The organism is Streptomyces sp. NRRL S-37 (assembly GCF_000721605.1).
In the GTDB taxonomy this organism is placed as follows: Bacteria; Actinomycetota; Actinomycetes; order Streptomycetales; family Streptomycetaceae; genus Streptomyces.
Map to the genome: position 1 here is coordinate 344,784 of NZ_JOIZ01000005.1, position 24,058 is coordinate 368,841.

A 24,058-nucleotide genomic window follows, 5' to 3' on the forward strand; every position below is an offset into this window, starting at 1 on the left:
AACGAACACGCCGAACCTCCCGTTTTTCTTTTCACCCTATGTGATCAGCCGTAGCGCTGCCCAATCAGGGTGCTGGCCTGCGCTGATGTGCGTCAACTCCCCGCTGACGCCGGGGCCGTGGGCACGCTGACGTCGAAGTGCCGCGCGCCGGGCTCCGCTTTCATCAGTGCGGTGAGAATACGGCCCTTCTCGGCTCCCTTCTCACTGCTTCCCCAGTCGACCGTACGGCCGTCCGCCAGTTCCAGCGAGATGTCGTCGTAGGAACGGACCTTGACGCTGCGGGTGGCCTGCGCCACGGGGGCCGGGACCGCGCCGGCCACCCGCACCGCCTCCCGGGTCAGCCGGTCCTCGTCGAAGCGGCGCAGGCTCGCCGCCGCGGAACCGCTCCTGGAAACGGTCATTTTCAGCGCCGGTACCCCCTTGGGGGCCTGGGAAACCGTGGCGAACCGGACACCTTCCTTGTCCACTTCGATGAATTTCCCGCCTTTGTGGACAAGGAGGACAGCGGTGCGTTCCGTCACTTTCAGCGTGATCCCACTCGGCCAGGAACGAATCACGTCAACCGTGTCGATCCGGGGCAACGCACCGGAAAGCCGCGCCTCGATCGCGTCGGTGTCGACGGAGACCAGTTGTTCCCCGAGGGGGACGTCGGCGGCCTCGCGCACCTCCGCGGGCGTCAGGACCCGGGTCCCCGACACCGTCACACGCTCCACGCGCACCAGGTCCGACCCGTACAGCAGCCAGAACGCCCCGCTGCCGAGGAACACCAGGACGACGGCCAGGACGATGATCCGACGAACCTGTCGTCGCCCGAACCGCCGCACGGGCGGCGGGCCGGACGACTCCCGCTTGCGTTCACCCCGCTCGGCGGTGGTCGATCCGGCCATGTTGCCTGCCCTCCGTCATACGCCTCTAGCGGTGCGCACGGGCGGCGATCGCCTCGTACACCATGCCGACGAGCAGGTCGTCGGCGTCCCGGCGGCCGAACTCGGCGGCGGCGCGGGACATCTCGTACAGCCGGTGCGGGTCGGCGAGCACGGGCAGCACGTTCTGCTGCACCCAGTCGGGCGTCAGCTCCGCGTCGTCGACCAGCAGTCCGCCGCCGGCCTTGACCACCGGCTGGGCGTTGAGCCGCTGTTCGCCGTTGCCGATGGGCAGCGGGACGTAGGCGGCCGGGAGCCCGACGGCGGAGAGTTCGGCGACGGTCATCGCGCCCGCGCGGCAGAGCATCATGTCGGCCGCGGCATACGCGAGGTCCATCCGGTCCAGGTAACTTACCGGGATGTAGGGGGGCATGCCCGGCATCTGGTGCACCTGCGGCAGTTCGTTCTTCGGGCCGACCGCGTGCAGGATCTGGATCCCGGCCTGCTGGAGCCACGGAGCGACCTGCTGGACCACCTCGTTGAGCCGCCGGGCGCCCTGCGAGCCGCCGGAGACCAGCAGCGTGGGCAGATTGGGGTCGAGGCCGAACGCGGCGCGGGCCTCGGGGCGTACGGCGGCCCGGTCCAGGGTGGAGATGGAGCGGCGCAGCGGGATGCCGATGTAGCGGGCGCCCCGCAGCTTGCTGTCGGGCGTGGAGACGGCGACCTGGGCGGCGTACCGGGAGCCGATCTTGTTGGCCAGTCCGGGCCGGGCGTTGGCCTCGTGGATCACGATCGGCACGCCGAGCCGCTTGGCCGCGAGGTAGCCGGGCAGGGCGACGTAGCCACCGAAGCCGACCACGGCGTCCGCCTTGGTGCGCTCCAGGACCTGCTCGGCCGCCTTGATGGTGCCGCGCAGCCGGCCCGGAACGGTGATCAGCTCGGGGGTGGGCTTGCGCGGCAGCGGTACGGCGGGGATCAGCGCCAGTTCGTACCCGCGCTCGGGTACGAGACGGGTCTCCAGGCCGCGTTCCGTGCCCAGGGCCGTGATGCCCACGGTCGGATCCTGCCTGCGCAGGGCGTCCGCGAGGGCGAGCGCGGGCTCGATGTGGCCTGCGGTTCCTCCGCCGGCGAGTACGACATGCACCGAAATTCACCGCTCTCCGGACGAACGCGCCACCGGGGCACGCCGTCGCATCGTGTTCCATCTCCGGGGCCGCTGTGGACCCCCGCCCCGCTTTCTACCAAAGCGGGGTTGCCGCATGGCAAGCGCCATCCGTGCAGCGGGGTCCTCACGCGCGAAGGCGATCAGCAGCCCGATGGCGAACATGGTCGGCAGCAGGGCGGATCCCCCGTAGGAGAACAGCGGGAGCGGGACTCCGGCGATCGGCAGCAGACCGAGCACCGCACCGATGTTGATCACGGCCTGGGCCGTGATCCAGGTGGTCACGCCTCCCGCGGCATACCTGACGAAGGGGTCCTCCGTGCGTCCGGCCACGCGGATACCCGCATAGCCTAGAGCCGCGAACAGGGCGAGTACCGACAGCGTCCCCGCCAGACCCAGTTCCTCACCGGTGATGGCGAAGATGAAGTCCGTGTGTGCTTCGGGAAGTTGGCCCCATTTCTCCACACTTGCACCGAGCCCGGAACCGAAGATCCCGCCGGAGGCGAGGGCGTAGATCCCGTGCACCGCCTGCCAGCAGTCGACCGGTCCCGTCTGGGGCTCGGTGGCGCCGAGGCAGGTGAGCCGGGCCATGCGGTTGGGGCTGGTGCGGATGAGGATCGCGCCGAGCAGCGCGGCGATCGACAGCACGCCGACGAAGAGCCGGGTCGGCGCCCCCGCCAGCCACAACAGGCCGAAAAGGATCGCCGTCAGGATGATCGCCGTGCCCATGTCGCCGCCGAGCATGATCAGCCCGAGCAGCATGAAGGCGGCCGGGACGAGCGGCACCAGCATGTGCTTCCACTGGGACAGCAGCCGCTTGTCCTGCTTGCGGGCGAGCAGATCGGCGCCCCACAGCACCAGCGCGAGCTTGCCGAACTCGCTGGGCTGGATCTGGAAGGACCCGCCGAGGGCGATCCAGTTCTGGTTGCCGTTGACCGCGACCCCTACCCCCGGCACCTGCACCAGGGCCATCAGGACGACGGCGCCCGCGAGGATCGGGTAGGCCAGGGCCCGGTGCAGCCTCACCGGCATCCTGGAGGCCGCCAGCAGCAGGACGCAGCCGATCCCGGCGGCCAGCAACTGCTTGCGGAAGAAGTACGAGCCCGGCAGCGACATCTGCAGCGCCGTGATCTGGGAGGCCGAGTAGACCATCACCAGGCCCAGCACGGTGATCAGCGCGCTGCCGCCGAGGATCAGGTAGTACGCGGTCAGCGGCCGGTCCCAGGCCCTGCGCGCCCGGGTGACCAGGGTGCGGACGGGGTTCTCGCGCGGGGGCCCGGGTACGACGGGTCCGCGCACGGCCCGCCGTACGGGCGGGCGGCCGGTACGGCTACCGGTCATCCGGGCCTCCGCTGTACGCCGTCGACGGTCCCACGCGTCCCTCCCAAGGTCGCCCGGCGCCAGGCGGGCCGGGGTCAGGCGCCGAGCTCGCGCACCGCCTGTGCGAACGCGTCACCGCGCTTGTTGTAGTTGGTGAACATGTCCATCGAGGCGCAGGCCGGGGCCAGCAGCACCGTGTCGCCGGGCCGGGCGAGCCGCCGCGCCTCCTGGACGGCCCGGAGCATCGCCCCAGTGTCGGTCCGGTCGAGGTCGACGACGGGTACTTCCGGGGCGTGTCGCGCGAGGGCTTCGCGGATCAGGGCGCGGTCCCGGCCGATCAGCACGGCACCGCGCAGCCGCTTCGCCGCGCCGGCGACCAGTTCGTCGAAGGTGGCGCCCTTGGCGAGCCCGCCGGCGATCCACACGATCGACTCGTAGGCCGCCAACGAGGCTTCGGCGGCATGCGTGTTGGTGGCCTTGGAGTCGTCGATGTACGCGACCCCGTCCACGTCGGCGACATGCGCGATGCGGTGGGCGTCCGGGGTGAAGGCCCGCAGGCCGTCCCGTACGGCGCTCGCGGGCACCCCGTAGGCCCGCGCGAGGGCCGCCGCGGCAAGGGCGTTGGCGATGTTGTGCGGGGCGGGCGGGGTGACGTCGGAGACCTCGGCGAGCTCCTGGGCGTTCCGCTGCCGGTTCTCGACGAAGGCGCGGTCGACCAGGATGCCCTCCACGACGCCGAGTTGGGAGGGGCCGGGCGTACCGAGGGTGAAGCCGACGGCGCGGCAGCCCTCCTCGACGTCGGCCTCGCGGACCAGGTCCTCGGTGGCCTTGTCGGCCACGTTGTAGACGCAGGCGACGCGGTTGCCCTCGTAGACGCGGCCCTTGTCCCTGGCGTACGCCTCCATGGAGCCGTGCCAGTCGAGGTGGTCCGGGGCGAGGTTGAGCACGGCCGCCGAGTGGGCGCGCAGGGAGGGCGCCCAGTGGAGCTGGTAGCTGGACAGCTCCACGGCGAGCACGTCGTACTCCTCCTCGCCGAGCACGGCGTCCAGGAGGGAGACGCCGATGTTGCCGACGGCGGCGGTGCGCAGGCCCGCCGCCCTCAGGATGGAGGCGAGCATCTGGACGGTCGTGGTCTTGCCGTTGGTGCCGGTGACCGCGAGCCAGTCGGCCGCGCCGGGCTTCCTGAGCCGCCAGGCGAGTTCGACGTCGCCCCACACCGGCACCCCGGCCGCGTCCGCCGCCGCGAACAGCGGCTTGTCCGGCTTCCAGCCGGGGGCCGTGACGATCAGCTCGGTGCCTTCCGGCAGGGTCGCCCCGTCACCGAGGCGCACGGTGACGCCGAGCGCCTCCAGTCCGGCGGCCTGCTCACGCGCGCGCGGATCGTCCCCGTCGTTGACGACGGTGACCTTCGCGCCGAGCCCGTGCAGCACCTTGGCCGCCGGGACGCCGGAGACGCCGAGTCCGGCGACGGTGACGTTCTTCCCCTGCCAGTCGGTCACTTGTCCGCTGCCCATCCCGCGTAGAAGAGGCCCAGTCCGACGATCACACAGATGCCCTGGATGATCCAGAAGCGGACCACCACAAGGACTTCGGACCAGCCCTTGAGTTCGAAGTGATGCTGGAGCGGTGCCATCCGGAAGACCCGCTTCCCGGTGAGCTTGAACGAGCCGACCTGGATGACCACCGACATGGTGATGAGGACGAACAGACCGCCCAGGATGGCCAGCAGCAGCTCGGTGCGGGAGCAGATCGCGAGACCCGCGAGCACACCGCCGAGCGCCAGCGAACCGGTGTCACCCATGAAGATCTTGGCCGGAGAGGTGTTCCACCACAGGAAGCCCAGGCAGGAACCCATCAGCGCGGAGGCGACGACCGCGAGGTCCAGCGGGTCGCGCACCTCGTAGCAGGCGCCCGGGTTGGTCAGCGTCTCGCCGTTGGCGCAGGACTCCTGGAACTGCCAGACGCCGATGAAGGTGTAGGCGCCGAAGACGAGCACGGAGGCGCCGGTGGCGAGGCCGTCCAGACCGTCGGTCAGGTTCACGCCGTTCGACATCGCGAGGATCATGAACAGCGCCCAGACGACGAACAGCACCGGGCCGATGGTCCAGCCGAAGTCCGTGATGAACGACAGCTTCGTGGAGGCCGGGGTCTGTCCGCGGGAGTCCGCGAACTGCAGCGAGAGCACCGCAAAGGCGATACCGACGATGAGCTGGCCGGCCATCTTCGCCTTGGCCCGCAGACCCAGCGAACGCCGCTTGACGATCTTGATGTAGTCGTCCAGGAAGCCGACCAGGCCCATGCCGACCATCAGGCCCAGCACCAGCACGCCCGAGTACCTCGGGGGCTCGCCGCTGATCACCTTGCTGAGGAAGTACGCGGCGACCGTCGACAGGATGAAGGCGATACCGCCCATCGTCGGCGTACCGCGCTTGCTGGCGTGCTCGCGCGGGCCGTCGTCACGGATGTACTGCCCGTACCCCTTGCGCGCGAGCAGCTTGATCAGCAGCGGGGTGCCGATCAGCGTCAGGAAGAGGCCAATGACTCCTGCGAACAGGATCTGATTCATCATCGGGCGGAGACCTCACCCTCGGCACCGGTCTCGAGCAGCGCCTGCGCCACGCTCTCGAGCCCGACCGAACGGGACGCCTTCACGAGTACGACATCCCCCGGGCGCAATTCGCTGCGCAACAGGTCGACCGCCGCCTGTGCGTCGGACACGTGCACCGACTCCTCACCCCACGAACCCTCGTTATATGCGCCCAGTTGCAGCCAGGCGGCTTCCCTGCCCCCGACTGCGACGAGCTTGCTGACGTTGAGCCGGACGGCGAGCCGTCCGACCGCGTCGTGCTCGGCGAGCGCCTCGTCCCCGAGCTCGGCCATCTTGCCGAGCACCGCCCACGTACGGCGTCCCTTGCCCATGGCCGCCAGCGCGCGCAGCGCTGCCTTCATGGACTCGGGGTTCGCGTTGTAGGCGTCGTTGACGACCGTCACGCCGTCCGGGCGCTCGGTGACCTCCATCCGCCAGCGGGAGAGGGAGCCCGCCTCGGAGAGCGCGGTGGCGATCTCGTCTGCGGACATGCCCAACTCGTGGGCGACGGCGGCCGCGGCGAGCGCGTTCGACACGTGATGCTCACCGTACAGGCGCATGGTCACATCGGATGCACCGGAGGGTGTGTGAAGCCTGAAGGAAGGCTGTCCGTTGTCCGTGAGTCGCACGTTCTCGGCCCGAACGTCCGCTTCGTCGGACTCTCCGAAAAGGATCACCTTCGCCTTCGTACGGGAGGCCATGGCCCGTACGAGGGGGTCGTCCGCGTTGAGGATCGCGGCGCCGCCCTCCTCGGCCGGGGGCAGGGCCTCCACCAACTCGCCCTTGGCCTCGGCGATCTGCTCCCGGCCGCCGAACTCGCCGATGTGGGCGGAACCGACGTTCAGGACCAGTCCGACCTTCGGGGGCGTCAGACCGGTGAGGTACCGGATGTGGCCGATTCCGCGCGCTCCCATCTCCAGCACGAGGAACTTCGTCTCCTCGGTGGCGGTGAGCGCGGTGAGCGGCAGGCCGATCTCGTTGTTGAGCGAGCCGGGGGTGAAGACGGTCGGCGCCTTGCGCCGCAGGACCTGGGCGATGAGGTCCTTGGTGCTGGTCTTGCCGGCCGAGCCGGTGAGCGCGACGAGGGTGGTGCCGAGCCGGCCGACGACGTGCCGGGCGAGGGCGCCGAGGGCCGCCTGGACGTCCGCCACGACGATCGCGGGGACCCCGACGGGCCGGGAGGCGAGCACGGCGGCCGCGCCCGCCTCGACGACCTGCGCCGCGAAGTCGTGGCCGTCCACGCGCTCGCCGGCGAAGGCGACGAACAGGCTGCCCGGACCCGCCTCCCGCGAGTCCCTGACGACCGGTCCGGTGACCCGGACGGAGGAGTCCGGTATGTCGTGCGTCTGCCCGCCGACGACTTCTGCGATCTCGGCGAGGGAGAGGGCGATCACAAGTTCATCCCTGGGTTTTCTTGATGGCTTCCCGAAGCACCTGGCGGTCGTCGAAGGGACGCACCACCCCGGCGATGTCCTGCCCCTGCTCGTGGCCCTTGCCCGCGACCAGCACGGTGTCGCCGGGTTCGGCCCGTGCGACGGCGGCGGCGATCGCGGCGGCCCGGTCCTCGAAGACCTGCACCTCGCCGCGCTCGTGGGCGGGCACGGAGGCCGCACCCCGGAGCATGGCGGCGAGGATCGCGAGGGGGTCCTCGGAGCGGGGGTTGTCGGAGGTCAGTACGGCGGTGTCGGCGAGCCGCGCGGCGGCGGCGCCCATGGGCTCCCGCTTGGTCCGGTCGCGGTCGCCGCCGCAGCCGAGCACGACGTGCACCCGGCCCTCGGTGACCTTGCGCAGGGCGCGCAACACCGATTCCACGGCGTCGGTCTTGTGGGCGTAGTCCACCACCGCGAGGTACGGCTGTCCGGCGTCCACGCGCTCCAGCCGGCCCGGCACGCCCGGTACGGCGGCGACGCCGTCGGCGGCGGCCTGCGGGTCGAGTCCGGCGACGGCGAGGGCGACGATCGCGGCGAGGGTGTTCGCCACGTTGAACGGGCCCGGCAGCGGCGAGCGGGCGGTGATCCGCTCGTCCCCGGGGCCGGCCACGGTGAACGTCGAGTCCATCGGGCCGACCTCGACGTCCTCGGCGCGCCAGTCGGCGTCGGGGTGGCCCTCGGCGGAGTAGGTGACGACCGGGACGCCGGCCTCCTTGGCGAGGCGGCGGCCGTACTCGTCGTCCACGTTGACCACGCCGAGCCGGCTGCGCTCCGGCGTGAACAGCTGCGCCTTGGCCCGGAAGTAGTCCTCCATGTCGGAGTGGAACTCCATGTGTTCCGGGCTGAGGTTGGTGAAGACGGCGATGTCGAAGACGCAGCCGTCGACCCGGCCGAGGACCAGGGCGTGGCTGGAGACCTCCATGGCGACCGCGTCGGTGCCGCGCTCGCGCATGACGGCGAACAGGGCCTGGAGGTCGGTGGCCTCGGGCGTGGTGCGCTCGGACTTGATGCGCTCGTCGCCGATGCGCATCTCGACCGTGCCGATGAGCCCCGTGCGGTGGGCCGTTTTCAGGCCACCCTCGACCAGGTAGGCGGTGGTGGTCTTGCCCGAGGTGCCGGTGATGCCGATCTGGAGCAGCTCGCGGCCCGGACGGCCGTAGATGGTGGCCGCCAGCTCGCCCATCCGCGCGCGCGGGTCGTCGACCACCAGCGCCGGCAGTCCGGCCGCGGCGGCGCGCTCGGCGCCGGACGGGTCGGTCAGCACGGCGACCGCGCCGAGGCCGGCGGCCTGGGTGACGAAGTCGGCGCCGTGGACGCGGGCGCCCGGGAGGGCGGCGTACAGGTCGCCGGGGCGGACGGCGCGCGAGTCATGGGTGATGCCCGTGACGTCGGCGGCCCGTTCCGGCACGGGGGCACCCAGCTGACCGGCGAGTTCCGCGAGGGGTGTGGCGGAGACCTGAACCGGACGGGGCGGTCCCGGATATGTCACGGGGTGGCCCTTCTGGGCGGTTTGGGACTGATCGGCGTGTGGCACGGCGGTGAGCGTACCCGGCGCACCGGTGGGGGGGCCAAGTGAGGGGCCGGAGGCGTCCTGGTTCCCGGGGTCGGGGGTGATCGTCGTCACGGGGTGGTTCCTGGTGGCTCGGTGCTCGGTTCGGGTCAGGGTGTGAAGGTGACCGGGAGGTCGGCGGGGTCGGCGCCGGTCGGCGGCACCTGCAGGGTCTTCAGGGCGAACTCCATGACCTGCTTGTACACGGGTCCGCAGATCTGGCCGCCGAAGTAGCTGCCCTCGGTGGCGTTCTGGATGGCGCAGTAGACGGTGATCCTGGGCTTGTCGGCGGGGGCGAAGCCGGCGAAGGACGAGGTGTAGCCGTGGTATCTGCCGGTGGCCGGATCCACGCGGTTCGCCGTACCCGTCTTCCCCGCGACCCGGTAGCCCGGGATGCGTGCCTTGGTGCCGGTGCCCTCCTCGTCGTCGACGACCGACTCCAGCATCCGGGCGAGCGTCTTCGCCGTCTTCTCGCTGACGACCCTGGTCCTCTCGGGCTCCGGGGCGGGGGTGAAGCGTCCGTCGGGGCCCGTGGAGCCGCGCACGAGGGTGGGTTCGACACGGACGCCGCCGTTGGCGATGGTCGAGTAGATGGACGCGGCCTGCATGGCGTTCACGGAGACGCCCTGGCCGAAAGGAATCGTGTACTGCTGCGAGGTGGACCACGCGTCCGGCGGGGCGAGGATGCCCTTGGTCTCGCCGGGGAAGCCGAGCCCGCTGTGGCCGCCGAGGCCGAACTTGCGCAGGTACTCGTAGAGGACCTTGTTGGCCTGGGCCTGGGTCCTGCCGAGCTGGCCGGTGGCGAGGATGGTGCCGATGTTGCTGGACTTGGCGAGGACGCCGTTGAGCGTCAGGTACCAGGTCGGGTGGTCGATGTCGTCCTTGAAGAGCCGGTCGCCGCGGTGCAGCCGGTTGGGCACGACGACGTGGGTGCCGGGGGTGGCGGCGTTCTCCTCGAGGACCGCCGCCATGGAGAGCACCTTGGCGGTGGAGCCGGGTTCGAAGGCGTCCTGGACGGCCGCGTTGCCGAGGGCGTCCGGGTCGGCCTCGGAGAGGTCGTTGGGGTCGAAGCCGGGCGCGTTGGCCATCGCGAGGACCTCGCCGGTGCGGGTGTCCTGGACGATGACGTAGCCGCGGTCGGCCGCGGACTTCCTCACCTGCTCGCTGATGGCGTTCTGCGCGGCCCACTGGATGTCGCGGTCGATGGTGAGCTCGACGTCGTCGCCGGGCACCGCCGGGGTCTCGGTGGAGCCCGCGGTCGGGACGAGACGGCCGCCGGACTGGGCGTAGCGGATCTTGCCGTCCTCGCCGGCCAGCCGCTCGTCCAGCTGGAGCTCGATGCCGCCGCCGCCCTTGCCCTCGGCGTTGACCCAGCCCAGTATCCCGGCGGCGAGTTCCTTGTTGGGGTACACCCGCTTGCTGGTGGGCACGGAGAAGACGCCGGCCAGGACGTTGACGGTGGACTCGTCGGTCTCGGCCTTCTTGGCGAGCGCGGCCTTCAGGTCCTTGATCTGCTTCCAGGTCTGCGGGGTCTGGCGGCCGGCCAGCCTGACGTAGCGCAGGGCCTTGTTCTCCGGGCGCAGCTTCCCGACCAGCTCGTCCTGGTCCTGGCCGAGGATCGGGGCGAGGAGGGCGGCGGCCTGCTCGGGACCGTCGGTGATCTCCAGCTCGTCCGGGGCGAACATCGTGGGGTCGGCGGTGATGTCGTAGGCGTCCTCGGTGGTCGCCAGGGCCACGCCGTGGCGGTCGGTGATCCCGCCGCGCTCGGCGTCCAGCACCTGGCCGACGTAGCGGTTGCGGTCGGCCTTGGCGGCGTAGGTGCTCGCGTCGACGGCCTGCACCTGGAACAGGCGTACGACGAAGGCGAGCAGCACCAGGGTCAGGGCGACGCCGATCAGGCGCAGCCGGGGGCGGGGGCTGCCCAGCCGGATGGACTTCGGGGGCGCGGGGCGGGGGCCCGAAGGCCTGCGGGCCGGGCGGGCGCCGGGGCCCGGGCGCTGTCCGGCGGCCGGGCGGGCGGGCCTGGCGGGGCCGGGGACCCGGCGGCGGGGCGGTTCCCTGTCGGACACTTCCGTCACCTGCCGGGGGTCGATGAGGAGGGCGTGGAGGCGGTGGGCGCCTCGGGCGCGAGGGGGGCGGGGGCGGCACCGGGTACGCCCTTGACCTTGCCGTCGGGGCCGAGGAAGGCGGGGTCGCCGCCGGGCACCATGCCGAGTTCGCGGGCGCGGCGCTGGAGGGCGTCGGGGGCGGAGTAGGCGTCGATGTCCCGCTGCAGGGCCTGTTCCTCGTCGGTGAGGTTCTTGGTCTCCCGCTGGAGGTCGTCGAGCTGGAACGCACCCTCGCTGAGGGCGGAGTTCAGCACCAGGAGGCCGATCAGGCCGCCGCCGAGGAGGGTGACGACGAGGAGGACGAAGGGGGTGCGCGCCGCCTGGGCGCGCCCGGTGGGCAGGAGATGCGTGAGCCGGGCCGCCCGCCCCTTCAGCTCGGGCCGCCCCTTCAGTTCGGGTTTCCTACTCACTCACGCTCCCCTGAGTTCGCTTTCCCCACCCGTCCGCCCGGCCGCCCGTCACCCGCCTCGTGCGCCGTACGTGCCGCACACCGTCCGTGTCTCAATCGACGTCCTCCCGGATCCGCTCGGCGCCGCGCAGCCGCGCAGGGGCCGCGCGCCGGTTCTCGGCGATCTCCTCCTCGGTGGGAAGTTCGGCACCGCGCGTGAGCAGCTTGAGCCGGGGCTGGTACCGCTCGGGGACGACCGGGAGTCCGGGCGGGGCGGTGGTGGCGGCGCCGGCCGCGAACACCTGCTTGACGAGCCGGTCCTCCAGGGAGTGGTACGACAGCACGGCGATCCGTCCGCCGACGTCGAGGGCCTTCACGGCGGCCGGGATCGCCCGCTCCAGCACCGACAGCTCGCCGTTGACCTCGATCCGCAGGGCCTGGAAGGTGCGCTTGGCCGGGTTGCCGCCGGTGCGCTTGGCGGCCTGCGGCAGCGCGTCGCGGATCAGCTCGACCAGGCGGGCGCTGTTGGTGAACGGCTCCTTCTCGCGTTCGCGCACGATCGCGGAGACGATGCGCTTGGCCTGCTTCTCCTCGCCGTAGGCGCGCAGGATGCGGACGAGTTCACCGGCCGGGTAGGTGTTGAGGACCTCGGCGGCGCTGACGCCGGTCGTCTGGTCCATGCGCATGTCGAGGGGGGCGTCCTGGGCGTAGGCGAAGCCGCGGCCGGCCTCGTCGAGCTGCATGGAGGACACCCCGAGGTCGAACAGGACGCCCCGCACGCGCGGGAGCCCGAGCCGGTCGAGGACGTCGGGGAGCTCGTCGTAGACGGCGTGCACCAGGGTGGCCCGCTCGCCGTAGGGCGCGAGCCGCTCACCGGACAGGCGCAGGGCCTCCTTGTCGCGGTCCAGGGCGACGAGCCGCGCCTCGGGGAACCGCCGGAGCAGGGCCTCGCTGTGGCCGCCGAGCCCGAGCGTGCAGTCGACCACCACCGCTCCCGGCCGCTCCAGGGCGGGCGCCAACAGGTCCAGGCACCGCTGGAGCATCACCGGGACGTGTCGACTCTGGCTCAAGTGGCCCTCTCAAGTCCGGCACGGCGCTTCACGCACCGCCGGGTTCCCGCCCTCCCCCGTCGAGGGGCGGCCGGCGCCGTCAGGCGCAGGCCGGGCGGCGGCGGGAGGAGGCCGAGCCGTACGTGCGCGCCGCGCACGCGGGGAGACCCCCCGGTCGTCGCCGGGGGATCCGGGGAAAGTCAGGCAGCGGGCGCTCTCGCCTCCCGCTTCGCGCCACTTTAGTCCACGGCCCCGCCCGGTCAATCAACCGGCCTGCGCGTCGCGGCCCGCGCGGCGGGTCAAGGGGCGGATCGGACACATCACCCGCGGGAGGGAGCTCACACCACCCCTGTGGGTTACCTCACACCAAGGCCCGCTGACGTTCTTTGTCACCTCTCACAACGGGCCCGACGCCCTGGTGACCAGTAACGTCATGGGTATGACGACTTCCGCATCGGTTCCCACCGGTCCCCAGAACGGCACCTCCGGCCACGGCACGGTCACCGACCGCCTGGTCGACGCCAACCAGCAGTACGCGGCCGTCTTCACCGACCCCGGCATGGACGCCCGCCCGGTCCTGAACGTCGCCGTGGTGGCCTGCATGGACGCCCGTCTCGACCTGCACGCCGCGCTGGGCCTGTCGCTCGGCGACTGCCACACCATCCGCAACGCGGGCGGCGTCGTCACCGACGACGTGATCCGCTCGCTGACCATCAGCCAGCGCGCCCTGGGCACCCGCAGCGTGGTCCTCATCCACCACACCGGCTGCGGCCTGGAGTCCATCACCGAGGAGTTCCGGCACGAACTGGAGATGGAGGTGGGCCAGCGCCCCAACTGGGCCGTGGAGGCCTTCCGGGACGTGGACCAGGACGTACGGCAGTCCATGCAGCGCGTGCGCACCTCGCCGTTCCTGCTGCACACCGACGACGTGCGCGGCTTCGTCTTCGACGTGCACACGGGCCTGTTGCGCGAGATCGACCCCGCCTGACCCGGCCGCCCGCCCCGGAGGAAACCCGGACTCCGGATCCGTTCGACGTCGTGGGACCTGACACATCGCTGTCAGTTGTCCACAGGCGAGTGACACGAATCGGTAACGGCGGCAACAATGCGGAAGTGGCGTCACGCGGAACTTTTCCCGCGTGGTGTCCGTGATTCGGGGTGGGCCGGTCCGCACAGCAAGGCGTCGGCCCGGGACATTTGGGGTCCCCCGCTCCTTTCCGGAGCGCGGGGAAGGGCCGAGGAGGGCCGGGTGACGACCTATGACGATCGAGCGAGCCTCACTGATCTGACCGCCGTGGTGGAGCGCGTGCGGAGTTCGGTGGAAGGCGTGATCGAGGGAAAGCCCGAGGTCGTACGGCTCTCGCTGACCGTGCTGCTCGCCGAGGGACATCTGCTCATCGAGGACGTCCCGGGAGTCGGCAAGACGATGCTGGCCAAGGCACTGGCGCGGTCCATCGACTGTTCGGTGCGGCGGATCCAGTTCACGCCGGACCTGCTGCCCTCGGACATCACCGGTGTGTCCATCTGGGACCAGCAGCGCCGCGACTTCGAGTTCAAGCCGGGCGCCATCTTCGCGCAGGTGGTGATCGGCGACGAGATCAACCGCGCGTCGCCGAAGACGCAGTCCGCGCTGCTGGAGTCGATGGAGGAGCGCCAGGTCACCATCGACGGCAAGACCTACGAACTGCCCAGCCCGTTCATGGTCGTGGCGACGCAGAACCCGGTCGAGATGGAGGGCACCTACCCGCTGCCGGAGGCCCAGCGCGACCGTTTCATGGCCCGCGTCTCGGTCGGCTACCCGAGCGCGGAGGCCGAGCTGCAGATGCTGGACGTGCACGGCGGCGTCTCCCCGCTGGAGGACCTCCAGCCGGTGGCGCACGCGCACGAGATCCTCAAGCTGATCGAGGCGGTGCGCGACGTGTACGTGGCCGAACCGATCCGCCGGTACGTGGTGGACCTGGTCGCCGCCACCCGCACGCACCCCGATCTCAGACTCGGCGCCTCACCGCGCGCGACCCTGCATCTGCTGCGCGCGGCGAAGGCGTCGGCGGCCCTCGGCGGCCGGGACTACGCGCTGCCGGACGATGTGCAGGCACTCGCCGTGGCCGTCCTCGCCCACCGGCTGCTGCCCACCGCCCAGGCCCAGCTCAACCGCCGCACCTCCGAGCAGGTGGTGCAGGAGATCCTCCAGAGCACCCCGGTGCCCGCGGACCGCCCCCGGACGCCCTCGGACGCCCCGCGGCAGAGCGGCCTCGGCCACGGCGGGCCGGGCTACGGCCAGCCGCCCCGGAGGCTGTGATGACGACCGCGGGCGCGGTCCGCTCGGAGGACGACCGGGGTGACCGGAGCGGCGTCAGGACGGCCCTGGCGGGTCTCACCACCCGCGGACGCTCCTTCCTGGCCGCCGGTGTGGCCGCCGCGATCTGCGCGTACGTGCTCGGGCAGAGCGATCTGCTGCGGGTCGGGCTGCTGCTGGCGGTGCTGCCGCTGATGTGCGCGGCCGTGCTCTACCGCACCCGCTACCGGGTCGCCGGCAGCCGCCGGCTCTCCCCCGGCCGGGTGCCCGCCGGCTCCGAGGCGCGGGTGCACCTGCGGATGGAGAACGTCTCGCGGCTGCCCACGGGCCTGCTGATGCTCCAGGACCGGGTGCCCTACGTGCTCGGCCCGCGCCCCCGGTTCGTCCTGGACCGGGTGGAGGCGGGCGGGCGCCGGGAGGTGTCCTACCGGGTCCGCTCCGACCTGCGCGGCCGCTATCCGCTGGGCCCGCTGCAGCTGCGGCTGTCCGACCCGTTCGGGATGTGCGAGCTGACCCGGTCCTTCTCCACGTACGACACGCTGACGGTGATCCCGCGCGTGGAGCCGCTGCCGCCGGTACGGCTGAGCGGTGAGGCGAAGGGGTACGGCGACGGCCGGCAGCGCGCGCTGGCGCTGGCCGGCGAGGACGACGTGATCCCGCGCGGCTACCGCTACGGCGACGACCTGCGCCGGGTGCACTGGCGCTCCACCGCCCGCTACGGCGAGCTGATGGTGCGCCGCGAGGAACAGCCGCAGCGCGCCCGGTGCACGGTGCTGCTGGACACCCGGGCCGTCGCCTACGCGGGCGCCGGGCCGGACTCGGCGTTCGAGTGGGCGGTGTCCGGTGCGGCCTCCGTGCTGGTGCACATGCTGGAGCGGGGCTTCTCGGTGCGGCTGCTGACCGACACCGGCACCTCGGTGCCCGGCGAGGGCTCCGACGGGTTCGCGGGGGTGAGCCAGGAGTCGGCGGACGCGGCCGGGCTGATGATGGACACCCTCGCCGTGGTGGACCACTCCGACGAGGAGGGCCTGTCCCGCGCCTACGACGTGCTGCGCGGCGGGAACGAGGGGCTGCTGGTCGCCTTCCTCGGCGACCTGGACGAGGAGCAGGCCGCGGTGCTCACCCGGATGCGTCAGCGCGGCGGGGGCGCACTCGCCTTCCTGCTGGACAGTGGGGCCTGGCTGCGGGAACCGTCCGATGTGCCCGGCGCGCCGGACCGGCGCGGGGAGCGGCTGCGGATGCTGCGCGAGGCGGGCTGGACGGCGCTGGACGTGCCGCCGGGCGCCCCGCTGGACGAGCTGTGGCGGCAGGCGGACCGGGAGCGTTCGGGCCTGGCCGCGGCGAGCGGTGGGGAGGGACCGTGATCAGCGGACGGGCGAGGCTGACGCTGTGTGCGTGGGCGGCCACACTGATGGCGGCGTGCGCGCTGTTGCCGCTGGTCGACGAGGCGGGCTGGATCATCCAGGCGGCGTTCCTGCTGGCGGTGCAGTCGGGTGTGGGCGCGGCGGCCCGGCGGGTACCGCTGGCGCGTCCGCTGACGGTGGCGGCGCAGTTCCTGGTGACACTGGTGCTGCTGACCCTGGTGTTCGCGCGTGAGCATGCCTTCGCCGGGCTGATACCCGGCCCCGACGCCGTCCGTTTCTTCGCCGAACTGCTGGAGCAGGGCGGCGACGACGTCAGCCGGTACGCGCCCCCGGCGCCGCTGTCCGACGGCATCCGGCTGATGCTGGTCGGCGGCGTGCTGGTGATCGGGCTGCTGGTGGACGCCCTCGCGGTGACCTTCCGCGGCGCGGCCCCGGCCGGGCTGCCGCTGCTCGCCCTGTACTCGGTGGCCGCAGGGCTGGCCGACGACGACATCGACTGGCTGTGGTTCCTGCTGGCGGCGGCCGGCTATCTGATGCTGCTGCTCGCCGAAGGCCGGGACCGGCTCTCCCAGTGGGGGCGCGTGTTCGGCGGGGCGTCCGGTCCGGGCGGGGACTCGTCCGGCGCCGTCGCACCGGTGCGCACCGGGCGGCGGATCGGCGCGGTCGCCCTGGGCATCGCCCTGGTGGTGCCGCTCGCCCTGCCCGCGATGAACGGCGGTCTGCTGGACCCCGCCGGTACGGGGGTCGGATCGGGCTCCGGCGGGGGCGGCACCATCTCGGCGGTGAACCCGCTGGTGTCGCTGCGCGACTCGCTGAACCAGGACGAGGACCGCCAGGTCATGTCGATACGCTCCGAGATGACGGACGTGTCGGACCTGTATCTGCGGATCGTGTCCCTGGACGACTTCGACGGCACCACGTGGAAGCCGTCGAAGCGGTCCATCACCACCGTTCCCGACGGCACGTTCCCGACCCCGCCGGGCCTCGGCCCCACTGTCGCGCGCACGGAGATCGGTACGACGATCTCGACCGCCGACTCGTACGGCCAGGACTGGCTGCCGATGCCGTACCCGCCGAGCGGGGTGAGCATCCGGGGCAACTGGCGCTACGAACCCGTCGGCATGACACTGGTCGGCGACCACGGACAGAACACGCGCGGTCTGACGTACGAGGTGCGCAGCCTCCATGTGCGGCCCACGGCGGAGCAGCTGGCCGGTGCGCCGCGGCCGCAGGCCGCGCTGGAGCGCGAGTACACCGCGCTGCCGGACTCGCTGCCGGACGTGGTCTCCCGCACCGCCCGCGAGGTCACCGAGGGCGCGGCCAACGCCTACGACCAGGCGGTCAAGCTCCAGGAGTACTTCACGCTGTACGGCGGCTTCAGGTACGACACCGAGGTCGACGTCGGCAGCGGCTCGCAGGCGATCGCCCGCTTCCTGCGGGACAAGCAGGGCTTCTGTGTGCACTTCTCCTTCGCGATGGCGTCGATGGCCCGTTCGCTGGGCATACCGGCGCGGGTCGCGGTGGGCTTCGCGCCCGGCACCCGGCAGCCGGACGACACGATCGCGGTCACGCTGCGGGACGCGCACGCCTGGCCCGAGCTGTACTTCGAGGGGGTGGGCTGGACCCGGTTCGAGCCGACCCCGACCCGTGGTTCGACGCCGTCCTACACCGTGCAGGACACCGCGGAGAACCCGGTGCCCGATCCCGCCCTGCCCTCGCGGACCGCGTCCGCGGAGCCGTCGGCGGAGCCCTCGGAGAGCGAGAGCTGCACGGCGGAGCAGAGGAAGCTGGAGGCGTGCGAGAGCGAGTCGCCGCAGGCGGCCCTGCCCGCGGGCGGTGACGGGCCGAAGTGGTACGCGCTGCTGGCGTGGGCGCTGGCCGGGCTCTCGGTGCTGGTGCTGCCGCTGTCGCCGATGCTGTGGCGGGGACGGACCCGGGCGGTACGGCTGGGCGGGCACGGCCGGTCGGAGGCGGAGGCCGCGCCGTACGTCCTGGCCGTCTGGGACGAGCTGACCGACACGGCGTGGGACTACGGCATCACGCCGGACGAGTCGCTGACCCCGCGCCGGGCGGCGGACCGGATCGTACGGCTGGGCCGGCTCGGGCCGGGTGCGGCGGCGTCGGTGCACCGGGTGGCCGACGCGGTGGAGCAGGTCCTGTACGCGCCTCGGCCGCGGCCGGTGGTGGGGCTGGCGGACGAGGTGCGGGAGGTGGCCGCGGGGCTGCGGGCCTCGGCCGGCGGCCGGCGGGTGCGGATACGGGCGGTGTTCGCTCCGCGGTCGAGTGTGCGGGTGGTGTGGGCGGTGTCGGCGTGGTGGGCCGGGGTGCGTACGCGTCTGGCGGCGCTTCGTCCGGTCTGGCGCCGGCCGTCACGACAGCGGGGCTGAGGCCCGCCGGCCCCGCAGGGCGGGGCCGGTCCGCGCGGGGTTGCGCGGTACCCGGCGTGAGTGCTGAGCGGGGGTGAGGCACACTGCCCGGCGCTCACGGGGTGCCTCCCCGCTCTCGGCTTCGCTCGAGCGGGGCCCCAGGAGCGGGAGGTGCCACCCCACCGCCCGCTCGTGCCGCTGGGGGCACTTCCAGGCCCTCAAGGCACTGGGGAGGCACGACTTGCCCGCGGAGAGCGAACGGACAGGCACGACCGCCCACGGGAACGGGTGGGCAGGCACGACCTCCCGCGGAGAGCGAGCAGGCGGGCACGACCGCTCGGCGGGAACGGCGGAGCATGCCGAAGGGGCGGCCACCGTGTGGTGGCCGCCCCCTTCGGCGGGTTTCCGGTCGGGCTAGTGGCCGCCCTGTTCGTCACGGCGGCGCTGCCAGCGTTCCTCGATGCGGTCCATCATCGAGCGGCGCTGTCTGGTCTGGTGGCCCGCCTGCGGCGTGCCCGTCGCGCCGACGGCCTGCTCTCCGGGCTTGGGTGCCTTGCGCCAGCCGGTCACCGCGAGAACCGCGCAGCCCAGCATCACGAGGAACCCCACCACACTGAGCCAGACCTGCTGGGCGACCATACCGGCCATGAGGAGCGCAATACCCACGAGGAAGCCCGCGACCGCCTGGTAGACCCGTCGCCGGGTGTACGTACGCAGCCCGCTTCCCTCGAGCGCCGTCGCGAACTTGGGATCTTCGGCGTACAGCGCTCGCTCCATTTGCTCGAGCATGCGCTGCTCGTGCTCCGAGAGCGGCACGGAGTCCTCCTCATCGTGCAGTCGCCGGGGCGACCCGGGGGTCCCTTCAGGATAGGCAGGGAATCGCCCCCGTGAAACCCGCCCCTCTGCGCCAATTGGCCAACCGGTACCAGCCATCACGTCCCAGTCCGCCTGAGGCTTCTCATTCCCCGGCGGCCGACCCGTCATGCCCGGTGGTCTCCCTCGATCATACGGCGCCAAGCCGCCATTCGGGGGGCCTGTGGCGCACTCCATGCGCGGCGGGGCCACCGGACGCGCCGCTGATCAGCGGCGCGTCCCGGCAGCCGCTCAGGCCTCCGGGGTCCCTCGCGTCTCACCGAGCACATGAAGTTGCGTGGCCACGGAGTGGAAGGCGGCGAGCTCGGCCGCCGCGGCCTCCAGCTTCAGCAGCGCGTCCAGGGCTCCGGGCTCGGTGTCGACGAGCACGCCGGGGACGAGGTCGGCGAAGACCCGCACGCCGTGCACGGCGCCGACCGTCAGGCCCGCGCCCTCCACGAGCGCGGTGAGCCGGTCGGCGGTGAAGCGGCGCGGTACGGGGTCGCCGGTGCCCCATCGGCCGTCCGGGTCGTCGAGCGCCTGCTTGGCCTCCGTGAAGTGACCGGCGAGGGCGCGGGCGAGCACGGCGCCGCCGAGGCCCGCGGCGAGCAGGCTGAGGACGCCGTCGGGGCGCAGGGCCGCCACCGCGTTGCGGACGCCTTCGGCGGGGTCGTCGACGTACTCCAGGACGCCGTGGCACAGCACGACGTCGTAGCCGCCGCGCTCGGCCACGTCGAAGAGGCCCCGGGCGTCGCCCTGGACGCCCCGCACCCGGTCGGCGACGCCGGCCTCGGCGGCGCGGCGCTCCAGCGCGAACAGCGCGTTGGGGCTGGGGTCGACGACGGTCACCTGGTGGCCGAGCCGGGCCAGGGGCACCGCGAAGTTGCCGCTGCCGCCGCCGGTGTCGAGGACGTCCAACGTCTGCCGTCCGGTCGCCTTGACCCGGCGTTCCAGGGCGTCCTGGAGGACCTCCCAGACCACGGCGGTACGGAGGGCGGCGCGGGGCCGCATCGGGTCCGACACGGTAGTTGACTCCTCGGCGGGGCGCCGCCTGGTCTTCGGCGGGGCGATCGGGTTTCAGGCGGTGTCCACCCTATGGCCTGCGCCGTGGTTTCCGGCCACCTGGCCGAGGGGCTAGGGGGCCGCGCGAGGTGTTTCGCCTCCTCCGTCCCTCCCCGTCCCGTCCTCGGGGGCCTCGCCCCCGGACCCCCTTCGCGCGCTTCCCCGCGCCGCCGGGAGGGGCAGGACCGGCTGGAGGACCAGCATGCGTTCGACCAGGCGGAGGAACATCGCCACGTCGCGTATCAGGTCGTCGGCGTCCCGGCCGCTCGCCGCGCCCTGGATGCCGGCCTCGGCGCGGGCGCGGCGTCCGGCCCCGGAGGCGAACAGCGCGCTCCAATCGGCGAGTTCGGGCGCGATCTCGGGGAGCACGTCCCAGGCGCTCCGTATCCGGGCCCGGGCCCGGGGCGAGGTCTCGGGCCGGCCGCGGGCGGCGAGCACGGCGGCGGCGGTGCGCAGGGCGGCGAGGTGGGCCGTCGCGTAGCGCTCGTTGGGTGTCTCCAGGACGGACGCCTCGTCGAGTCCGGCACGGGCCTGGGCGAGCAGGTCGAGGGCGGCGGGCGGGGCCGTGGCGCGGCGCAGCACGGGGTGGATGTCGCTCGCCGGGCCGTTCAGTGAGGGGGCAGGGCCGGTTGCGCGGCGCCGACGGGCGGCGGCTGCGGACGGGTTGGCCATGACGAACCTCCTGTCGTCTTGGTGACGGCTCCCCTCCCAAGAGGTGCCGTATGTACACATCGTGAGGTATGCCACTGACAATCCGTTCTGACCTGGGCCTTTGCTTCGATCGACTGTTCGCGTTAGTTTTTGCACTGACCAGTCAGTTTAAAAACAGGGGGATGCGGTGGACGGTCCGTCCGGATTCGCCGTCACGGCCCGCGACTTCGGCCTGAAGGGGCCCCGGGGGTGGGTGTTCCGCGGGGTCTCGGCCGACGCGGAGCCCGGTTCGCTGATCGCGGTGGAGGGGCCGTCCGGGTCGGGCCGCACCTGCCTGTTGCTCACCCTCACCGGCCGGATGCGGCCCACGGAGGGCCTGGCCTCCGTGGGCGGGCTGGAACTGCCCCGGCGGATGTCCGCGGTCCGCCGGGCCAGCGCCCTCGCCCACGTCGGCGGCGTCACCGACCTCGACCCCGCCCTCACCGTCGGCGAGCACCTGCGCGAACAGAACCTGCTGCGACGCCGTTTCGGCGACTCGCCGTTCCTCCGGCCGCCACGTCCGCGCACCGCGCGGGCCGCCGAGGAGCGGCGCCTCGTCGGCACGGCCCTCACCAGCGCCGGACTCGACCTCGCGGCCCTGCCCAAGGGCGCGCGGACCGCCGTACGGGACCTGGAGCGGGTGGAGGCGCTGCGGCTGTCGCTCGCGCTGGCGCTGCTGGGGCGCCCCCGCCTTCTCGGTGTGGACGACGCCGACCTGAAGCTGTCGCCCGCCGAACGGGACACGGTCTGGGCCCTGCTGCGGTCCATCGCCGGCGCCGGCACCACCGTGCTGGCCGTGTGCGGCGAGGCACCGCCCGACGCGACGCCCGTCCGCACGGGGACCGGCCGCCTCGACGACGGGAAGGAGACCGCCGGTGCGATCACCGCGACTGGCCGCTCTTGAACTGCGGCGCTTCGGCCGGGGCAAGCTGCCGCGCGCGGCCCTGGTCGCCCTGCTGGTGCTGCCGCTGCTGTACGGCGCCCTGTACCTGTGGTCGTTCTGGGACCCGTACGGCAGGCTGGACCGGATCCCGGTGGCGCTGGTGAACGACGACGAGGGGGCGCGCGCCGGCGGGAAGCGGATCACCGCGGGCGACGACATCGCCGAGGGGCTGCTCGACAGCGGCACCTTCGACTGGCGGGAGGTGAGCGCTGCCGAGGCCCGGCGGGGCGTCGAGGACGGCACGTACTACCTGTCGCTGACCCTGCCCGCCGACTTCAGCCGCCGCATCGCCTCCGGTTCGGGCGGCTCCCCCGAGACGGGCGCCCTCCGGGTGCGCACGAACGACGCCAACAACTACATCGTCGGGCAGATCTCCCGGACGGTCTTCGGCGAGGTGCGCCGGGCCGCGTCCACGAAGGCCTCGCGCTCCTTCCTGGACCGGATCTTCGTCTCGTTCTCGGACATCCACGGCGAGACCGTGAAGGCGGCCGAGGGGGCCGACGAGCTGAGCGGCGGCATCGGGAAGGCGGAGAAGGGCTCCGAGGACCTTTCCGACGGCCTGGCGGACGCCCGCAAGGGCAGCCGGAAGCTCTCCAAGGGGCTGAAAGACCTCCACGAGGGCGCCGGTGACCTGGAGGACGGCTCGAAGAAGGTCGCGGACGGCATGCGGAGACTCGCCGACAAGGTGAACGCGGTCGACGCCGAGGCGGGCCCGTTCCTGAAGGACAACGAGAAGACCATCGGCGACACCGCGCGGTTCGTCGCCGACTCGGCCGGAAAGCTCCGTGAGGACCTCGACACCCTCGAGGAGGAGGCGCCGGCCGCCGTGAAGGACACCCGCGCGGCGTCCGAGACCATGGACGGCATCCACAAGGCGCGCTGCGAGGACCCCGTCCTGCCCGACGCCGCCTGCCCGGACCTGGAGAAGGCCAGGAACGCGGCGGCCACGGCGGCGGACGTCGCCGCCAACACCGGCGCCCTGGTCACCGGCCACCGCGACGACCTGAAGAAGCTCGACACCCGCCTCGCCGCCCTGGAGAAGCAGGCCCGGGCGCTCGCCGACCGCGCCCCGCACCTCTCCGAGGACCTCGACGACGCCGTCACCAGGATCAACGAGCTCGACGCCGGGGCCGGCAAGGTCGCCGCCGGCGCGAAGAAGCTGAACAAGGGACTCGGCACCGTCGAGACCGGCGCCACGGACCTGGACGAGGGCGTAGGCGAGCTGAAAACGGGCGCGGACGACCTGAACGGCGGCCTCCACAAGCTCGTCGACGGCTCCGGCGAACTCGCCGGCGGCCTGCACGACGGCGCCGGGAGGATCCCCGACTACGACGAGCGGGACCGCGACCGGCGCACCGAGGTGATGGCCGACCCGGTCCGGCTCGTCTCCCACGACCCGCACAAGGCGCCCGACTACGGCACCGGCTTCGCCCCGTACTTCATCCCGCTGTCGCTGTGGGTGGGCGCGATGGTGGCGTACATGCTGATCGCGCCGATGAACCGGCGCGCGCTCGCGGCGGGCGCCTCCGCCTGGCGGATCGCGCTGGCGGGCTGGCTGCCGGTGGTGGCGATCGGGGTGCTGCAGACGCTGGCGCTGATGTCGGTGCTGCACTGGGCGCTCGGGCTGCGGATGGCGCGGGCGGCCGGGACGGTGGGCTTCCTGTTCCTGGTGACGGCGTGCTTCGCGGCGATCGTGCAGTGGCTGAACGCGCGCTTCGGCGCGGCCGGCCGGATCCTCGTCCTCGCGCTGCTGATGCTCCAGCTGACCTCGGCGGGCGGCACGTACCCCGTGCAGACCAGCCCCGGCTTCTTCAACGCGCTGCACCCGTTCCTGCCGATGAGCCATGTCGTCGGGGCGCTGCGGCGGCTCATCACGGGCGGCGGGCTCACACCGGTGTGGCAGGCGTGCGCCGTGCTCGCGGCCTTCACCGCGGGCGCTCTCGCGCTGACCGCGCTGTCGGCCCGCCGCCGCCAGGTGTGGACGGTGGACCGCCTTCACCCCGAGCTGAGCCTTTGAACGGGCGCGCCG

Annotated in this window: 19 protein-coding genes; 6 read left to right on the top strand and 13 right to left on the bottom strand. The window is 72.6% G+C overall.

Going from position 1 to position 24,058, the window contains the following annotated elements:
- Positions 1–92 precede the first annotated feature (92 nt).
- The 10 genes from IH50_RS0108445 to rsmH all read right to left on the bottom strand — a co-directional run bounded on the left by IH50_RS0108445 (position 93) and on the right by rsmH (position 12,477).
- Positions 93–887, bottom strand: coding sequence for a cell division protein FtsQ/DivIB (locus IH50_RS0108445; protein ID WP_030858955.1), 795 nt, complete (start codon positions 885–887; stop codon positions 93–95).
- Between the two features lie 25 nt (positions 888–912).
- The gene (murG, locus tag IH50_RS0108450; protein WP_030858956.1) at positions 913–2,007 is read right to left on the bottom strand and encodes an undecaprenyldiphospho-muramoylpentapeptide beta-N-acetylglucosaminyltransferase; all 1,095 of its coding nucleotides are present in this window, start codon (positions 2,005–2,007) and stop codon (positions 913–915) included.
- Between the two features lie 6 nt (positions 2,008–2,013).
- Positions 2,014–3,366, bottom strand: a complete 1,353-nt coding sequence (ftsW, locus tag IH50_RS0108455) for a putative lipid II flippase FtsW (protein ID WP_030858957.1) — start codon at positions 3,364–3,366, stop codon at positions 2,014–2,016.
- A gap of 74 nt (positions 3,367–3,440) precedes the next feature.
- On the bottom strand, positions 3,441–4,859 hold the full coding sequence (gene murD / locus IH50_RS0108460) for a UDP-N-acetylmuramoyl-L-alanine--D-glutamate ligase (protein ID WP_030858958.1): 1,419 nt from the start codon (positions 4,857–4,859) through the stop codon (positions 3,441–3,443).
- Positions 4,841–5,914 carry a phospho-N-acetylmuramoyl-pentapeptide-transferase gene (mraY, locus tag IH50_RS0108465; RefSeq protein WP_030858959.1) on the bottom strand — a complete coding sequence of 358 codons (1,074 nt, stop codon included), beginning with the start codon at positions 5,912–5,914 and terminating at the stop codon, positions 4,841–4,843. Before mraY ends, murD begins: the two co-directional genes overlap by 19 nt.
- Entirely contained in the window at positions 5,911–7,326 is a 1,416-nt protein-coding gene (locus IH50_RS0108470; RefSeq protein WP_030858960.1) for a UDP-N-acetylmuramoyl-tripeptide--D-alanyl-D-alanine ligase, read from the bottom strand. Before IH50_RS0108470 ends, mraY begins: the two co-directional genes overlap by 4 nt.
- A gap of 4 nt (positions 7,327–7,330) precedes the next feature.
- The gene (locus IH50_RS0108475; RefSeq protein WP_030858961.1) at positions 7,331–8,851 is read right to left on the bottom strand and encodes a UDP-N-acetylmuramoyl-L-alanyl-D-glutamate--2,6-diaminopimelate ligase; all 1,521 of its coding nucleotides are present in this window, start codon (positions 8,849–8,851) and stop codon (positions 7,331–7,333) included.
- Between the two features lie 170 nt (positions 8,852–9,021).
- On the bottom strand, positions 9,022–10,980 hold the full coding sequence (locus IH50_RS0108480) for a penicillin-binding transpeptidase domain-containing protein (RefSeq protein WP_030858963.1): 1,959 nt from the start codon (positions 10,978–10,980) through the stop codon (positions 9,022–9,024).
- A 5-nt stretch (positions 10,981–10,985) separates the two neighbouring features.
- On the bottom strand, positions 10,986–11,429 hold the full coding sequence (locus tag IH50_RS43155; protein WP_030858965.1) for a septum formation initiator family protein: 444 nt from the start codon (positions 11,427–11,429) through the stop codon (positions 10,986–10,988).
- A gap of 91 nt (positions 11,430–11,520) precedes the next feature.
- A complete protein-coding gene (gene rsmH / locus IH50_RS0108490) occupies positions 11,521–12,477 on the bottom strand; it encodes a 16S rRNA (cytosine(1402)-N(4))-methyltransferase RsmH (protein ID WP_078913898.1) in 957 nt (318 codons plus the stop codon).
- 418 nt (positions 12,478–12,895) lie between these two features.
- Between rsmH and IH50_RS0108495 the strand changes: the two genes are divergently transcribed.
- The 4 genes from IH50_RS0108495 (at position 12,896) to IH50_RS0108510 (ending at position 18,503) form a co-directional block, all read left to right on the top strand.
- Complete coding sequence (locus IH50_RS0108495) at positions 12,896–13,444, top strand: beta-class carbonic anhydrase (RefSeq protein ID WP_030858968.1); 549 nt, start codon at positions 12,896–12,898, stop codon at positions 13,442–13,444.
- Positions 13,445–13,705: 261 nt separating this feature from the next.
- Positions 13,706–14,755 (top strand): AAA family ATPase, encoded by a 1,050-nt coding sequence (locus IH50_RS0108500; RefSeq protein WP_030858971.1) that lies wholly within the window; start codon positions 13,706–13,708, stop codon positions 14,753–14,755.
- Positions 14,755–16,116: a DUF58 domain-containing protein gene (locus tag IH50_RS0108505; RefSeq protein ID WP_030858973.1), complete on the top strand. Its 1,362-nt coding sequence runs from the start codon at positions 14,755–14,757 to the stop codon at positions 16,114–16,116. The genes IH50_RS0108500 and IH50_RS0108505 overlap by 1 nt, the downstream gene beginning before the upstream one ends.
- Before the next feature lie 47 nt (positions 16,117–16,163).
- Positions 16,164–18,503 carry a transglutaminase TgpA family protein gene (locus IH50_RS0108510; RefSeq protein ID WP_199822066.1) on the top strand — a complete coding sequence of 780 codons (2,340 nt, stop codon included), beginning with the start codon at positions 16,164–16,166 and terminating at the stop codon, positions 18,501–18,503.
- A 393-nt stretch (positions 18,504–18,896) separates the two neighbouring features.
- Here IH50_RS0108510 and IH50_RS0108515 read toward each other — a convergent pair whose 3' ends face one another.
- The 3 genes from IH50_RS0108515 to IH50_RS0108525 all read right to left on the bottom strand — a co-directional run bounded on the left by IH50_RS0108515 (position 18,897) and on the right by IH50_RS0108525 (position 21,068).
- On the bottom strand, positions 18,897–19,298 hold the full coding sequence (locus tag IH50_RS0108515) for a DUF3040 domain-containing protein (protein ID WP_030858977.1): 402 nt from the start codon (positions 19,296–19,298) through the stop codon (positions 18,897–18,899).
- Between the two features lie 288 nt (positions 19,299–19,586).
- Entirely contained in the window at positions 19,587–20,357 is a 771-nt protein-coding gene (locus tag IH50_RS0108520) for a methyltransferase (RefSeq protein ID WP_030858979.1), read from the bottom strand.
- Between the two features lie 111 nt (positions 20,358–20,468).
- Complete coding sequence (locus IH50_RS0108525; RefSeq protein WP_030858981.1) at positions 20,469–21,068, bottom strand: SAV_6107 family HEPN domain-containing protein; 600 nt, start codon at positions 21,066–21,068, stop codon at positions 20,469–20,471.
- Between the two features lie 166 nt (positions 21,069–21,234).
- Between IH50_RS0108525 and IH50_RS0108530 the strand changes: the two genes are divergently transcribed.
- The gene (locus tag IH50_RS0108530; RefSeq protein WP_030858984.1) at positions 21,235–21,990 is read left to right on the top strand and encodes an ATP-binding cassette domain-containing protein; all 756 of its coding nucleotides are present in this window, start codon (positions 21,235–21,237) and stop codon (positions 21,988–21,990) included.
- The gene (locus IH50_RS0108535; protein ID WP_030858985.1) at positions 21,962–24,046 is read left to right on the top strand and encodes a YhgE/Pip family protein; all 2,085 of its coding nucleotides are present in this window, start codon (positions 21,962–21,964) and stop codon (positions 24,044–24,046) included. The genes IH50_RS0108530 and IH50_RS0108535 overlap by 29 nt, the downstream gene beginning before the upstream one ends.
- The last annotated feature ends 12 nt before the right edge of the window (positions 24,047–24,058 follow it).

Excerpts from the sequence above, each read along its gene's own strand:
- IH50_RS0108445 (WP_030858955.1), bottom strand. The coding sequence starts at position 887 with ATGGCCGGATCGACCACCGCCGAGCGGGGTGAACGCAAGCGGGAGTCG.
- ftsW (WP_030858957.1), bottom strand. The coding sequence starts at position 3,366 with ATGACCGGTAGCCGTACCGGCCGCCCGCCCGTACGGCGGGCCGTGCGC.
- murD (WP_030858958.1), bottom strand. The coding sequence starts at position 4,859 with ATGGGCAGCGGACAAGTGACCGACTGGCAGGGGAAGAACGTCACCGTC.
- mraY (WP_030858959.1), bottom strand. The coding sequence starts at position 5,914 with ATGATGAATCAGATCCTGTTCGCAGGAGTCATTGGCCTCTTCCTGACG.
- IH50_RS0108495 (WP_030858968.1), top strand. The coding sequence starts at position 12,896 with ATGACGACTTCCGCATCGGTTCCCACCGGTCCCCAGAACGGCACCTCC.
- IH50_RS0108505 (WP_030858973.1), top strand. The coding sequence starts at position 14,755 with ATGACGACCGCGGGCGCGGTCCGCTCGGAGGACGACCGGGGTGACCGG.
- IH50_RS0108510 (WP_199822066.1), top strand. The coding sequence starts at position 16,164 with ATGGCGGCGTGCGCGCTGTTGCCGCTGGTCGACGAGGCGGGCTGGATC.
- IH50_RS0108525 (WP_030858981.1), bottom strand. The coding sequence starts at position 21,068 with ATGGCCAACCCGTCCGCAGCCGCCGCCCGTCGGCGCCGCGCAACCGGC.